Annotated in this window: 14 protein-coding genes; 6 read left to right on the top strand and 8 right to left on the bottom strand. The window is 74.4% G+C overall.

The features are described 5' to 3' along the window. Window positions 1–3 precede the first annotated feature (3 nt). Window positions 4–294, bottom strand: a complete 291-nt coding sequence (locus tag ABEB06_RS07570) for a hypothetical protein (RefSeq protein WP_345696026.1) — start codon at window positions 292–294, stop codon at window positions 4–6. Between the two features lie 240 nt (window positions 295–534). On the opposite strand from ABEB06_RS07570, the gene ABEB06_RS07575 reads away from it, so the two are divergent. The 3 genes from ABEB06_RS07575 to ABEB06_RS07585 all read left to right on the top strand — a co-directional run bounded on the left by ABEB06_RS07575 (window position 535) and on the right by ABEB06_RS07585 (window position 2851). Further along, complete coding sequence (locus ABEB06_RS07575; RefSeq protein ID WP_345696027.1) at window positions 535–1584, top strand: SPFH domain-containing protein; 1050 nt, start codon at window positions 535–537, stop codon at window positions 1582–1584. Further along, complete coding sequence (locus ABEB06_RS07580) at window positions 1581–2480, top strand: hypothetical protein (RefSeq protein ID WP_345696028.1); 900 nt, start codon at window positions 1581–1583, stop codon at window positions 2478–2480. The genes ABEB06_RS07575 and ABEB06_RS07580 overlap by 4 nt, the downstream gene beginning before the upstream one ends. Window positions 2481–2608: 128 nt before the next feature. Continuing rightward, window positions 2609–2851, top strand: coding sequence for a DUF6296 family protein (locus ABEB06_RS07585; protein ID WP_345696029.1), 243 nt, complete (start codon window positions 2609–2611; stop codon window positions 2849–2851). A gap of 41 nt (window positions 2852–2892) precedes the next feature. On the opposite strand, the gene ABEB06_RS07590 is transcribed toward ABEB06_RS07585, so the two are convergent. The 5 genes from ABEB06_RS07590 to ABEB06_RS07610 all read right to left on the bottom strand — a co-directional run bounded on the left by ABEB06_RS07590 (window position 2893) and on the right by ABEB06_RS07610 (window position 8493). Further along, complete coding sequence (locus tag ABEB06_RS07590) at window positions 2893–3915, bottom strand: TolB family protein (RefSeq protein ID WP_345696030.1); 1023 nt, start codon at window positions 3913–3915, stop codon at window positions 2893–2895. Then, a complete protein-coding gene (locus ABEB06_RS07595; RefSeq protein ID WP_345696031.1) occupies window positions 3912–5168 on the bottom strand; it encodes an MFS transporter in 1257 nt (418 codons plus the stop codon). The genes ABEB06_RS07590 and ABEB06_RS07595 overlap by 4 nt, the downstream gene beginning before the upstream one ends. A gap of 2 nt (window positions 5169–5170) precedes the next feature. Next, window positions 5171–6064: an alkaline phosphatase family protein gene (locus ABEB06_RS07600; protein ID WP_345696032.1), complete on the bottom strand. Its 894-nt coding sequence runs from the start codon at window positions 6062–6064 to the stop codon at window positions 5171–5173. Between the two features lie 83 nt (window positions 6065–6147). Further along, a complete protein-coding gene (locus ABEB06_RS07605) occupies window positions 6148–7341 on the bottom strand; it encodes a S8 family peptidase (protein WP_345696033.1) in 1194 nt (397 codons plus the stop codon). A gap of 168 nt (window positions 7342–7509) precedes the next feature. After that, window positions 7510–8493: a helix-turn-helix domain-containing protein gene (locus ABEB06_RS07610; RefSeq protein WP_345696034.1), complete on the bottom strand. Its 984-nt coding sequence runs from the start codon at window positions 8491–8493 to the stop codon at window positions 7510–7512. Window positions 8494–8664: 171 nt separating this feature from the next. Between ABEB06_RS07610 and ABEB06_RS07615 the strand changes: the two genes are divergently transcribed. Continuing rightward, window positions 8665–9999 carry an L-serine ammonia-lyase gene (locus tag ABEB06_RS07615; RefSeq protein ID WP_345696035.1) on the top strand — a complete coding sequence of 445 codons (1335 nt, stop codon included), beginning with the start codon at window positions 8665–8667 and terminating at the stop codon, window positions 9997–9999. A 15-nt stretch (window positions 10000–10014) separates the two neighbouring features. Here the strand turns inward: ABEB06_RS07615 and ABEB06_RS07620 are convergent, their stop codons facing one another. Continuing rightward, entirely contained in the window at window positions 10015–10590 is a 576-nt protein-coding gene (locus tag ABEB06_RS07620; RefSeq protein WP_345696036.1) for a TerD family protein, read from the bottom strand. A gap of 187 nt (window positions 10591–10777) precedes the next feature. Between ABEB06_RS07620 and ABEB06_RS07625 the strand changes: the two genes are divergently transcribed. Next, window positions 10778–11173, top strand: a complete 396-nt coding sequence (locus ABEB06_RS07625; RefSeq protein WP_345696037.1) for a BlaI/MecI/CopY family transcriptional regulator — start codon at window positions 10778–10780, stop codon at window positions 11171–11173. A gap of 3 nt (window positions 11174–11176) precedes the next feature. Next, a complete protein-coding gene (locus ABEB06_RS07630) occupies window positions 11177–12103 on the top strand; it encodes a M56 family metallopeptidase (protein ID WP_345696038.1) in 927 nt (308 codons plus the stop codon). A gap of 88 nt (window positions 12104–12191) precedes the next feature. On the opposite strand, the gene nagB is transcribed toward ABEB06_RS07630, so the two are convergent. Then, window positions 12192–12974, bottom strand: coding sequence for a glucosamine-6-phosphate deaminase (gene nagB / locus ABEB06_RS07635; protein ID WP_345696039.1), 783 nt, complete (start codon window positions 12972–12974; stop codon window positions 12192–12194). Window positions 12975–13184: the final 210 nt, after the last annotated feature.

Consider the following 13184-nt stretch of genomic DNA (forward strand, 5'->3'; position numbering starts at 1 on the left):
GAGTCACTCCGGGCCGTCCGGCGGAGTCCACCTCCCCGGCCAGGGGTTCGGCAGGAGGCCCGCCCGGATGGCCCGGCGGGCCTCCGGGGTGTTGCGGTACTGCAACGGCACCACGGTGAGCGGGAGTTCCTCGCCCGTCGTCCGCGACCGGGCCCGACAGGGCGCCACGTACGGGCGAGCTCCCGGGCCCGTGGCGGTCCACCGCGCGAGCGGGCACTCGACATCGCCGAACGGGTGTCCGATCACGACCAGGATGTCCGCGTACTCGCCACCGTCGCCGGGAGGGTTCGACATGCCCCCACCCTGAGTGGCACCCCCCGGCCGCCGGAACATCCCGATCCGTCCCCACCGCCTCCGGGTCGACACCCGCACAGAAGGTCCCACCCCCGGAGCGCCGCAACCGGGCCCCTCCTCCCCCACCCGCACCGTCGGCCCCCACCCTCTCCGGAGTCGATCCCCACATCTTCCTTATCGTCCTCTTGACGAGAACCACTGCGGCCACTTATCGTCATAGCGACGAAAAGAGGAGTCCCGATGGCCGACATCACCCGCCGCTTCGGCTTCCGCCACCTGCGCGCCGCACCCACCGCCCACGTCCGCCACCTCCGGCGCGGCCAACTCGCCCACGAGGGCACCGGACTGACCTTCTGGTTCCGCCCGCTCACCTCCGCCATCTCGGAGATCCCGGCGGACGACCGCGAGTTGGCGATGCTGTTCCACGCGAGCACCGCCGACTTCCAGGACCTCACCGTCCAGGCGACCGTCACCTACCGGATCAGCGACCCCACGACGGCCGCCACCCGCCTGGACTTCGGCATCGACCCGGACACCGGCGTGTGGCGCGGCGAGCCGCTCGACCAGCTCGGCACGCTGCTCACCGAGACCGCCCAGCAGCACGCGCTGGAGCTGATCGCCCGCACCCCGCTGGCCACCGCCCTGGTGGACGGCGTCACCGCCGTCCGCGCCCGGGTCTCCGAGGGGCTGGCCGCCGAGCCCCGGCTCGCCGAGATCGGCGTCGCGGTGATCGCCGTCCGCGTCACCTCGGTCCGCCCGGAGGCCGAGATGGAGCGCGCGCTGCGCACCCCGGCCCGCGAGCTGGTCCAGCAGGAGGCCGACCGCGCGACCTACGAGCGCCGCGCCCTCGCGGTCGAGCGGGAGCGTGCCATCGCCGAGAACGAGCTCGCCAACCGCATCGAACTCGCCCGTCGTGAGGAGCAGTTGGTCGACCAGCAGGGTGCCAACGCACGCCACGAGGCGGAGCAGAACGCGGCCGCCGACGCGGTCCGCGCCGAGGCCGAGGCGGCCCGCCGCACCCGCCTCGCCACCGCCGAGGCGGACGCCGCCCGGCTGCTCGCCGCCGCCAAGGCCGAGGCCGACCGCGCGCTCGGCGAGGCGAAGGCCGCCACCGAGGCCGCCTGGCTGGAGGCGCACCGCACCGCGGGCCCGGAGGTCCTCCAGGCACTGGCCCTGATCCGGCTGGCCGAGCACCTGCCCCGGATCGACAGCATCACCCTCACCCCGGACGTCCTCACCGGCCTGCTCGGCCGGCTCGGCGCCGCGCCCGCCGCCGGGGAGCAGCGGTGAGCCTCGCGCCCCGGGTGGTGCTGGTCCACCGCCGCACCGAGTACGAGGAGCTGCTGGCCCACCACGGTTCGCGCGGCCAGGCCGAGTTCTTCCTGAACTCCCGCGGCCGCTCGCTCGCCGAGACGGAGCAGCGCCACCACCGGACGCACGCCGCGCTGGCCGAGGTGGCCGCGGCGATCCCGCTCGACTGGCGCCGCACCCGGGTGGAGCGCTCCGACCTCGACCGCTTCCTCTTCGGGCCGGAGGACGTCGTCGTGGTGGTCGGCCAGGACGGGCTGGTCGCCAACACCGCCAAGTACCTCACCGGGCAGCCGGTGATCGGGGTGGACGCCGATCCGGGCCGCAACGCCGGCGTGCTGGTCCGCCACCGGCCCGAGCGGGCCGCCGCGCTGCTGCGTGCGGCGGCCTCGCCCGGCGCGGACGCCCGGCTGGAGGAACGCACCATGGTCGAGGCGGTGGCGGACGACACCCAGCGGCTGCTGGCGCTCAACGAGATCTACTTCGGCCAGAGCGGCCACCAGACGGCCCGCTACCGGCTCTCCCCGCCGGGCGGCGCGGACGAGCCCCAGGCGTCCTCGGGGGTGCTGGTCGGCACCGGCACCGGCGCGACCGGCTGGTGCCGCTCCACCTGGCTGGAGCGGGGCAGCCGGCTGGCCCTGCCCGACCCGACGACCCCGGCTCTCAGCTGGTTCGTCCGCGAGGCGTGGCCCTCGCCGGTCACCGGCACCACCCACGTCCAGGGGCTGCTCACCGGTGGTGACCGGCTCGCGCTCACCGTGGAGTCCGACCACCTGGTGGCGTTCGGTGACGGCATCGAGTCCGACGCCCTGCACCTCACCTGGGGCCAGACCGTCCACCTGGCGATCGCCCCGCAGCACCTGCGCCTGCTGCCCTGACGGCCACGACCGGCACGACCGGAGGCCACCGGCTCCGCCCCCGTCCCGCCCCGCCGCGCGCCCGCTCCTCCCGGCCGGTCCGCCCCGGTACGCCTACGATGGGACCGAGGCCGACAAGGAGGCTCGTGATGGCCCGACGTTTCGCACTCACCTTCCCGGGCGAGCCCGGCGGCCACGCCAAGCAGGACGTGGTCGTGGTGGAGCCCACCGGCGCGACCGGACCTGGCGGTCACCCGGTCTACGCGGACGCCTCCGGCATCGTCCGGGCAGAGATCAGCGACCGCGGCGAGGTGCGGATGCTCGCCACCGGCGGCCACCAGACCCCGCGCACGCCGATGCACGCCGAGCCGCTCCCGCCGTCCGGCGACTGAACGACGACCGACCCGCCGGGGCGTCACCACCCACCGTGTCCTCACCGGACGACGGCGGGGGCGAGCGCGGCGGCGGCGAGCAGCGCCGGGCTCCCGGTACCGTCGGCGGGGACGCGCCACAGGTCGCTTCCCTCGTCACCGGGGAGCGCGTAGGCGAGCGTCCGGTCGTCCAGCCACAGCGCCTGGTCGTCCATGGTGCGTTCCTCGGCGGTCGGGGTCTCCGCCAGGGTCGCCAGATCGAGGACGTAGAGCCGCCAGGGGGCGTCGTCGGGCAGCCCGGGGACGCGCTTCTTGTAGGCGATCCGGGTTCCGTCGGGTGACAGGGACGGGCATTCGACGTTGCCGTGCAGGGTGGTGAGGGTGTGTCCGACGGCGTCCCCGGCGACCAGCCAGGTCCGACCGCCGCCGGCCAGGGTGGCGTAGAAGTGCCGGTCGTCGGCGAAGGTGACGCCCCAGACGTTGGTGTCGGCGGCCCGGTACGGGTGCCCTTCGAGCGTGACGGTGTAGGTCTCCAGGTTGTCCTGCACGGTCCAGGTGCGGGTGTCCAGGATCGTGGTGCGGGTGGAGAAGTCCGTCCCCGCGTACGAGTCGCCGCCGACGAACACCGTCCAGGCGACCAGGCGTCCCGAGGGCGACACCCGGGCCCGGGTGGGGATGCCGGCGAGGTCGTAGTGGCGCTGTTCGTTCAGGTCGGCGTCGAGGACCACCGCCCGGTAGTGGTCCTCCAGGACTCCGTGCACGGCCTGCAGGCAGATCCCGGTGCCGGCGGCCGCGTGGAAGCGCAGGCAGACCGGCGCGGCCACGGTCCGGGTGCTCCCGGGAGCGTCGAGCGGGACGGCGGCGAGCCGGTCCCGCTGGGGTCCCCACGTCATGCTGCGGAAGACCAGTCGCGCTCCGTCGGGGTGCGGTCCGAGGGTGACGGTCCCCGTCCTGGCCGGCGGCGCGGCGCCCGTCCGGTGGCCGCCCCGGGCCTCGGCGGCGGCGTGCAGGACGGTCCAGGTGCCGGCTGCGACGAGGACGGCGACGGCGGTGAGCAGGAGGGCCAGACGGCGGCGGGGCGTCATGCGGGACCCTCCTTCGCCGGGGCCGGCAGGTGGGCGGCGGCGGCGACCGCGGCGGCCAGGACCGCGGTCATCACGGCCAGCGCGACCGTGTCGCCCCAGCGCGTCCAGAGCGCGCCGACCGCGACCGAGCAGGCGAACCGGCCGGCGGCCTGGCCGGTGCCGACCAGGGCGAGTCCGGCGCCGCGCCGTCGTTCGGGCACCGCTTCCGCCGCGGCGGCGGCGAGGACGCCGTCGGTCGCGGCGTAGAAGAGCCCGTGCAGGACGAGGACCGCGGCGGCGAGCGGCGCACCGCTGCCCGGCCGGGCCAGCAGCAGGCCGTAGCCGGCGAGCAGCGCGACGTGTCCGAGTACGAACATCCGCCGGCGGCCGATCCGATCGGCGATCGCGCCGAACGGGACGGCGAGCAGCAGGTAGACGCCGGCGGTGCCCAGCGGCAGCAGCGGGAACCAGGCCGTGGGCAGCTCCAGCCGCCGCTGCAGCAGCAGGTAGACGAAGGAGTCGCTGACCGTGGCGAGCCCGAGCAGGGTGGCGCACCCGGTGATCCGGCGCAGGGCCGGCAGCCGGAGCAGCTCACCCGGGCGCGGTCGCCCGCCGGGGACGGGCGGCGCGGAGCGCAGGCTGCGCCCGGGGACGAGCAGGACCAGCACGAGCACGCCGAGCGCCGCGACGTACGAGCTGACGGTGAAGACGGCGTGGTAGCCGCCGGGTGCGCTGCGCAGGACGAGGAAGGCGAGCAGCGGGCCGGTCAGCGCTCCGGCGGTGTCCATGGCCCGGTGCACCCCGAACGCCCGGCCGCGCCGTTCGGGCGGCGCGGCGAGGGAGATCATGGCGTCGCGGGGTGCGGTCCGCAGTCCCTTGCCGACCCGGTCGACGGCGAGGACGAGGCCGATCAGTGGCGCGGTGCGGACCAGCAGGAGCGCCGGTCGGCAGAGTGCGGAGAGGCCGTAGCCGACGGTGGCCACGGCCTTGTGGCGGCCGCCGCCGCGGTCGCCGAGCAGGCCGCCGAGCATCCGCAGGGTGGCGGAGGCGCCGTTGAAGACGCCGTCCAGCAGGCCGAACCCGAGCGGGGAGACCCCGAGAACGGTGACCAGGTACAGCGGCAGGACGGCGGTGACCATCTCGGAGGAGACGTCGGTGATCAGGCTGACCGTGCCGAGGGCCAGCACGGTGGGGGCGATCCGCGCGGACCGCCCCGGCCCTGGGGCCGGGGCGGCGGCGGACGCCGCGGGGAGTCGGCTGTCCGCGATGTACACGGTCAGTTCCAGATGCCGGCGATGTCGGTGGCGTCGGCGGCCTTTCCGGCGTGCTTGCCGACCGCGGCGAGGTCCTCCAGGGTGCGGAGCATGTCGTAGTGGTTGTACTTGGCGGTCGGCGCGGTTCCGGCCTTGACCGGCTGCCCGTACAGCACGGTGGGGATCTGGTTGCCGCTGTTGCGGTCGTCCTCGTCGTAGGTGACGACGAGGAGGCTGTTGTGCGTCCTGGCCCAGTCGGCGTACCCGGCGAGGTTGTTCTTGATCCAGCTGTCGCCGGTGCCCACGCTGCAGTCGTGCATGTCGTTGCAGAGGTTGGGGACGACGAAGGAGACCGTGGGCAGCTTGCCGTAGTCGCTCGGGAACTGCGCGAAGGTGTGCCCGGATCCGGTCGGCACGTTCTTGAACGCGAACCAGGGGTTGTGCTTCTGCGCGTACTTGCCGCTCTTGCAGGTGGTGGAGCCCTCGCTGGGCAGCGACTCGTTGTAGCTGCCCCAGGTCCGGCCCGCCGCGATCAGCTCGGAGGCCAGGTTGGGGGCGGACATCGAGCCGACGCTGTAGCAGCCGTCGCCGGTGATGCCCTGGGTGCTGCCGGAGAAGACGGCGAAGTAGTTCGGCTGGCTGGGGTGGGTGATGCCGTAGGAGGCCTTGAGGACGGCGCCGCCCTTGGCGAGCGAGTTCAGGTACGGCGCGCTGCTGCTGCCGATGATCTGCTTGTACGCGTGGTTCTCCATCATCACCACGACGATGTGGTCCGGCCTCGGCAGGGTCGCCGCGGCCGAGGCCGAGCCGGTGTCGAGGGCGGTCAGGGTGGCGCCGACGGTGGCCGCCAGGGCGGCGGCGAGCACGGTCTTCTTCGTCCGGGTGGTGCGGGGGCGTCCGGGGGTTCCGGTGGACATGTCTGTCTCCTGGGTGGGGATCGGCAGGGGCACTGGGGGTCGCGGCGGACCCGGCGGCGGCCTCGCCCGCCGGAGCTCGGCGGTCACGGGGTGGGGTTGTCGCCCAGGCCTCCGACGTAGAGCAGCCGGTTGGGGGTGTCGGTGCCGGCCTTGCCGATCTTCCCGGCGGTGGCGGACCTGACCAGGGCGTCCTGGACCTGGGCGGGGGTCGCCCGCGGGTGGGCGGAGAGGTAGAGCGCGGCGGCCCCGGCGACGTGCGGCGCGGCCATCGAGGTCCCGGTCAGGGTGTGGCTGTCGCTGTCGCCGGAGTTCCACGCCGAGACGATGCCGGTGCCGGGGGCGAACAGATCGGTGCAGGCACCCCAGTTGGAGTCCGAGCGGCGCTGGTCGTCGGAGGTGGAGTTGTTGACCACGACGGCCTCGGCGATGTCCCCCGGCGAGTTCCGGCACGCGTCGGCGTTGCTGTTGCCCGAGGACACCACCCAGGTGACCCCGGAGGCGATGGAGTTCCGGATCGCCTTGTCCTCGGCGGAACTGACGCCGCCGTTGATGCTCATGTTGACCACGGCCGGCTTGACGGCGTGCTTGGTGATCCAGTCGGCGGCGGAGATGATCGAGGAGGTGGGGATGGAGTCGTTGCACGGGGTGACCCGGACGGCGACCAGCTTCACTCCCCTGGCCACGCCGTAGTCCTTGCCGCCGACGGTGCCGGCGACGTGGGTGCCGTGGCCGAGGCAGTCGGCGCCGTTCCGGCCGTCGCCGACCAGGTCCACGCCGATGCTCGCCCGGCCGCCGAACTGGCTGTGCGTGGTGCGCAGTCCGCTGTCGACCAGGTAGACGGTGACGTTGGAGGCGGTGTTCGGCGCGGCGTAGTTCCGGTCCAGCGGCAGGCTGCGCTGGTCGATCCGGTCCAGGCCCCAGCTCGCCACCGCGGCCGAGTGCCGGATGCCGTCCCGCTCCACCCAGGCGACGGCCGGGTCGGCGGCCAGCCGCTGCGCCTGAGCGGGCGTCAACTCGGCCGCGTAGCCCTGCAGCGCGGTGTCGAACACGGTGCGGACGGTGCCGCCGTGGGTGTGCGCCAGCCGGTCGGCGACGGCGGTGACCGCGGTGGTGCTCCGGGACGGCACGGTGCCGTCCCGGAGCACCACCACGTAGGAACCGGTGGCCGGCCGGGCGGCGGCGGCCGGAACGGCGGTCGCCGCGACCGCCGCGACGGCGACGGCCAGGGCGGCGAGTGGCGTTCTGTGGGCACAGCGGAGCATGCGGTGGACGGACACGGTGACTCCCGGATGAGGTGCGTCGGGGCTTCGCCGGCGCCGGCCGGGTCCACCCGGCGCGGTCCGGCGGCGAGCCGGGGCACAAGAAGTACCGCCGGAGAAGCGCCTTGGGCGCCAACTCCCGCCACTGGCACGTCCTCGCCAGCCGGTCGCACACACCCGACCGGGTCAGATCCAGCCGTTGCGCGCGGCGTGCAGCGCCATCTGGAAGCGGGTGACCGACCCCGCACGGGAGTTGAGCTGCTCGAGGTGGCGCGAGAGGGTGCGGCGGCTGACCCCGAGCAGCTCGGCGATGGTGTCGTCGGTGACCCCGGTGGCCAGCAGCTCGACGATGCGCCGCTGGATCGGGCTGAGCGCCGGCGGCACCCGCTCCCCCAGGTGCATCGGCAGCGCCGCCCGCCACGAGGTCTCGAACAGCCCGGTCAACGCGGACAGCAGGCTCGACGGGTGGACCAGCAGCATCGAGTCGTTGACCTCGGCCTCCACGAAGGACATCGACACGATGGCCAGCCGCCGGTCGAAGACGGTGAGCTTCACCGGGACGGTGGGCAGGATCCTCGCCTGCTCCCCGGCGGCGATCGAGGGCTGGATGTTCACGGCGTAGTACGCGGCGTGCTGGACGGCGGATCTGGCGTAGACGACCCGGTACTCGACGCCCCTGCCGAGGTTGTCGATCTCGATCGGGTTGGCGCTGCCGTTGGTGTGGTACGGCGGCGAGTCGAAGCGCAGCACCTCGGTCTCGGCCGCCGCCTCGATGGTCTCGATGTGCTCGACGATGGAGTCGCCGGTGACCACCTCGACCAGGTTCTCGGTCGGGTGCGGGCTGACCGAACGGCGGTAGCCACGATAGGCGTTGACGGCGGCCTGCTGTGCCTCGCGGAGCTCGGCGACCCGGCTGTGCGCCAGGAACTCCAGTGCCACCGTGGGCTCCACCGGTACGTGCCGGCGGCACCCGTCGGTCTCCGACACCGTGACCAGGCCGAGTCTGCGCAGGTGAGCCAGGTGACGCTCCCGTGCGGGATCACCGTCCGGGCCGAGATCCGCGGGGGGCCGGCCGCCGGGCCCGGCGGCCAGCAGCCCCACGTACAGCTCCGCCTCCCGGCCGGTCAGCCCGAGGCGGCACAGGTGCGTCGGCAGGTCCTCGTCGGCCATGTGCGTTCCTTCCTGTGGCGAAGTACCGCGCATGGTGACACGTGGGTCCCACCGGCACCAGGCGCCGACCGGCGGGGTGCCCGTCCACGCCAGTGGCCGGTGATCGCCACCTCGTGGGGCCGGTCGGCGGTAGACCTGTGACCGCCACCCGGCCGTTCCCAGGAGTCCTCCTTGATCAGCGTGTTCGACCTCTTCCGCGTCGGCATCGGACCGTCCAGCTCCCACACGGTGGCTCCGATGCGCGCCGCCCGCCGCTTCGTGGACGGCCTCGACCGGGACGGTCTGCTGCCCGCCGTCACCGCCGTCGAGGTCGAGCTCTTCGGCTCACTGGCGGCGACCTGCGTCGGGCACGGCACCGACAAGGCCGTGGCGCTGGGGCTGGCGGGCGAGGAGCCGGAGACGGTCGACCCCGCCACCGCCGACGGGCGCTTCCGCCGGTTCGCCGCCGAGGGCGGGGTCCTGCTGCCGGGCGGGCGGACCGTCGGCCACACCCTGGTGCTGCACCCGGGGCGGACCCTGCCGGCCCATCCCAACGCCATGACCTTCACCGCACTCGACCGGGACGACGTCGTGCTGGCCCGCCGGACCTCCTACTCCGTCGGCGGCGGCTTCCTGCTCGGCGAGGACGCCAACGACGCCGCCTCCGACGTCCCGCACCCCTTCACCGACGCCGGGCAACTCCTGCACCTGGTCGGCGACGGCCGGATCAGCGACCTGATGCTGGCCAACGAGACCGCCCGGCGGCCCGAGAGCGCGGTCCGCGCCCGGCTGCTGCACCTGTGGACGGTCATGCGCGACTGTGCCGAACGCGGTTCCCGCACCGAGGGCACCCTGCCCGGCGGGCTGAACGTCCCCCGCCGTGCCCCCGCCCTCCACCGGCGCCTCCTCCGACGGGGCACTACGGCCGAGCCGCTGCACCCCATGGACTGGGTCGCGCTGGACGCGCTGGCGGTCAACGAGGAGAACGCCGCCGGCGGGCGCGTCGTGACCGCGCCGACCAACGGCGCCGCCGGCATCGTGCCGGCCGTGCTGCGCCACTACCACCGGTTCGTCCCCGGCGCCGACGACGAGGGAACGGTGCGCTTCCTGCTCACCGCCGCCGCCATCGGCACCCTGGTCAAACGCAACGCGTCCATCTCCGGTGCCCAGGTGGGCTGCCAGGGAGAGGTCGGCACCGCCGCCGCGATGGCCGCCGCGGGGCTGACCGAGGTCCTCGGCGGCACCCCCGGGCAGGTGGAGAACGCGGCGGAGATCGCGCTGGAGCACCATCTCGGCCTGACCTGCGACCCCGTCGCCGGGCTCGTCCAGATCCCCTGCATCGAGCGCAACGCCATCGGCGCCGTCAAGGCCATCACCGCGTCCCGCCTGGCCCTGAACGGCGACGGGCAGCACCTGGTCCCCCTGGACGCCGTCATCCGCACCCTGCGCGACACCGGGGCCGACATGAGCGACAAGTACAAGGAGACCTCACGAGGAGGCCTCGCCCTCAACGTCCCGCAGTGCTGAACGGGCGCCGGCGGCTCAGACGTTGACGCCGTAGTCCAGCGCGATCCCGCGCAGGCCGGAGGCGTAGCCCTGGCCGATCGCCCGGAACTTCCACTCGGTGCCGTAGCGGTACAGCTCGCCGAAGACCATCGCGGTCTCGGTGGACGCGTCCTCGGAGAGGTCGTAGCGGGCGACCTCGCTGCCGTCCGCCTCGTTGACGACCCGGATGAAGGCGTTGCGGACCTGGCCGAAGCTCTGCCGGCGCTGGTCGGCGTCGTAGATCGAGACCGGGAAGACCACCTTGGCCACGGTCGGCGGCACGGCGGCCAGGTCGACCCGGATCTGCTCGTCGTCGCCGTCGCCGCCACCGGTCAGGTTGTCGCCGCTGTGCTCGACCGAGCCCTCGGGGCTGCGCAGGTTGTTGTAGAAGACGAAGTGCTGGTCGCTGAGCACCCGCCCGGACCCGTCGCACAGCAGCGCGCTGGCGTCCAGGTCGAAGGCGGCACCGGAGGTGGCGCGGACGTCCCAGCCGAGACCGACGATGACCGAGGTGAGGCCCGGGGCCTCCTTGGTCAGCGAGACGTTGCCGCCCTTGGCGAGCGTGACTCCCATGGTTCCCTCCAGCTGCTCTCCCCGTCAGTCCTTCGAATCTACAACACTGTAGATCGCGGCGGAATCCACCACGCACCCCGCGCCTACGCCGCGTCAACCGCACGACCCGTCATCCGCACGACCCGTCATCCACGCGGACACCGGCGCCTCGTAGGATGGCGCGCAACCAGCCACCGAGGGAGAGCCGATGAGCGAGGACCTGGACCCGTCCGCCCGCCCCCGCCGTCGCGGCCAGGGCGAACTGGAGGCCCAGGTCCTGGACGCGCTGCGCGCCGCGCCCGGCCCGGCCACCGCGCACTGGGTGCAGGACCGGCTGCCCGGCGACCTCGCGTACACCACGGTGATGACGATCCTGTCCCGGCTGCACGCCAAGGGCGCCGTCTCGCGCGCCCGTTCGGGCCGCTCCTACCGCTGGCTCGCCTCCGCCGACGCGGCCGGGCTGGCCGCCCTGCGGATGCGCCGCGTGCTGGACACCCACGCGGACCGGGACGCGGTCCTCGCCAGTTTCGTCACCGCCCTGCTCCCGCAGGACGAGGAGCTGCTGCGCCAGCTCCTGGACGCCGCGACGGACGGCGGCAGCTGACCCGTGGGCACGGCCGTCTTCCTCCCCCTCGTCCTGCCGCTGACCGCGCTGCCGATCGCCCGGCTGGCCGGCCACCACCTGCACCCGCGCGCCGCCGCCCGCCTGCTCACCACGATCGCCGCGGCGATGGCGCTGTGCAGCGCGGTCAGCCTGGCCCTGCTGTTCGTGGTCGGCACCGCGCACATCCCCGGCAACCCGCTGCCGGACAGCTGGTCCGACCCGGAGGTGCGCGACGCCGTCCCGTTCCACCAGGCGGTGGGCAGCGGCGCGATCGTCGCGCTGACCGCGGTGGTCGCCGCCTGCGCCCGGACGCTGCACCGCCACCGCCGGGTCCGCCTCGACGCGCTGCGCGCCGTCGCCGGCCTGCCCGCCGGGCCCGGCCCGGCCGTGCTGCCCGACCCGCAGCCGTACGCCTACGCCCTCCCCGGCCCGGACGGCGGACGGATCGTCGTCTCCACCGGCATGCTGGGCGGCCTCGCCGAGGACGAGCGCACCGCGCTGCTCGCCCACGAGCGCGCCCACCTGACGCACCGCCACCACCGCCACCTGCTGGTCACCCGGCTCGCGGGCTGCGTCAACCCCTTCCTGCGGCCGCTGCACCGTGCGGTGGCCTACAACACCGAGCGGTGGGCCGACGAGGTGGCCGCGCACGCGGTCGGCGACCGCCGGCTGACCGCCCGCGCGGTCGCCCGGGCCGCGCTGATCTCCGCCCCGCACCCGGTCGGCCTGCCCGCCTTCGCCGCCCCCGGGCCGGTCCCCCGCCGGGTGGCCGCCCTGCTCGGCCCGGTCCCGCACGCCTGGCCCCCGGCGCACAGCCCGGCCGCCCTCGCCACCGTGTTCGCCGCCGCGGGCACCGCCGCCTCCGCCGTCTCGGCCCTCAACGCGGCCGGCGCCCTGCTCCTGATCCTCAAGGTCACCACCCCGCTCTGACCCCGGGCGCGCGAACGGCCGCGGCCGGCCGGAGGGCGCCCGTCGGCGCGCGCTCCGACCGGCCGCGGCCGGCGTCGATCGGCGGGGATCAGATGGACTGCCAGTCCGGCTTCGCCGCGTAGGTCGCCCGGAAGTAGTCGGCCAGCTTGAGGCCGGACGCGGCGGCCTCGTCCACGACCACCGTGGCGTGCGGGTGCAGCTGGAGGGCCGAGGCCGGCACCAGCGCGGAGAGCGGGCCCTCGACGGCGGCGGCGACGGCGTCCGCCTTGCCCTCGCCGGTGGCCAGCAGCACCAGGTGCCGGGCCTCCAGGATGGTGCCGATGCCCTGGGTGATCACGTGGTGCGGCACCTCCTCCAGGCTGTCGAAGAAGCGCGCGTTGTCGAGCCGGGTCTGCCGGGTCAGCGTCTTGATCCGGGTCCGCGAGGCCAGCGAGGAGCACGGCTCGTTGAAGCCGATGTGCCCGTCGGTGCCGATGCCGAGCAGCTGCAGGTCCACGCCGCCCGCGGCGGCCAGCGACCGGTCGTAGGCGATCGCCTCGGCGGCGACGTCCTCGGCGGCTCCGTCGGGGCCGAAGAAGGACTCCTCGGTCAGGCCGAGCGGCTCGACGACCTCGCGCAGCACGACCGAGCGGTACGACTCGGGGTGGCCGGCGGGCAGGCCGACGTACTCGTCGAGCTGGCAGATCCGGGCCCGCGAGACGTCGACGGACCCGCCGCGCACCTTCGCGGCCAGCGCCTGGTACACCGGCAGCGGCGTCGAGCCCGTGGCGACCCCGAGCAGGGCGTCGGGCTTGCGCTCCACCAGCTCGGCCATCGCCGAGGCGATGAGTTCACCGCAGGCCGCGGCATCGGGGAGGATGACGATCTCCATGACTGCACCGTTCTGAATCGCGGCCCGAATGGCCAGTGGTCTAGACCAGAATGCCACCTTATCCCGACCGCCGCGGCCCCGTCGAGATCGACCCGGGAATCCGCGCGGACCGGCGGACCGCCGACCGGCGCCTCCCGCGCGGTTCCGGCGCCCGGCACCGGGGTTCGCCGCCGTCTGACCGGGCATCACCGGTGGTGCCCGGAAAGCCTT

This window comes from Kitasatospora terrestris (genome assembly GCF_039542905.1).
Taxonomy (GTDB): Bacteria; Actinomycetota; Actinomycetes; order Streptomycetales; family Streptomycetaceae; genus Kitasatospora; species Kitasatospora terrestris.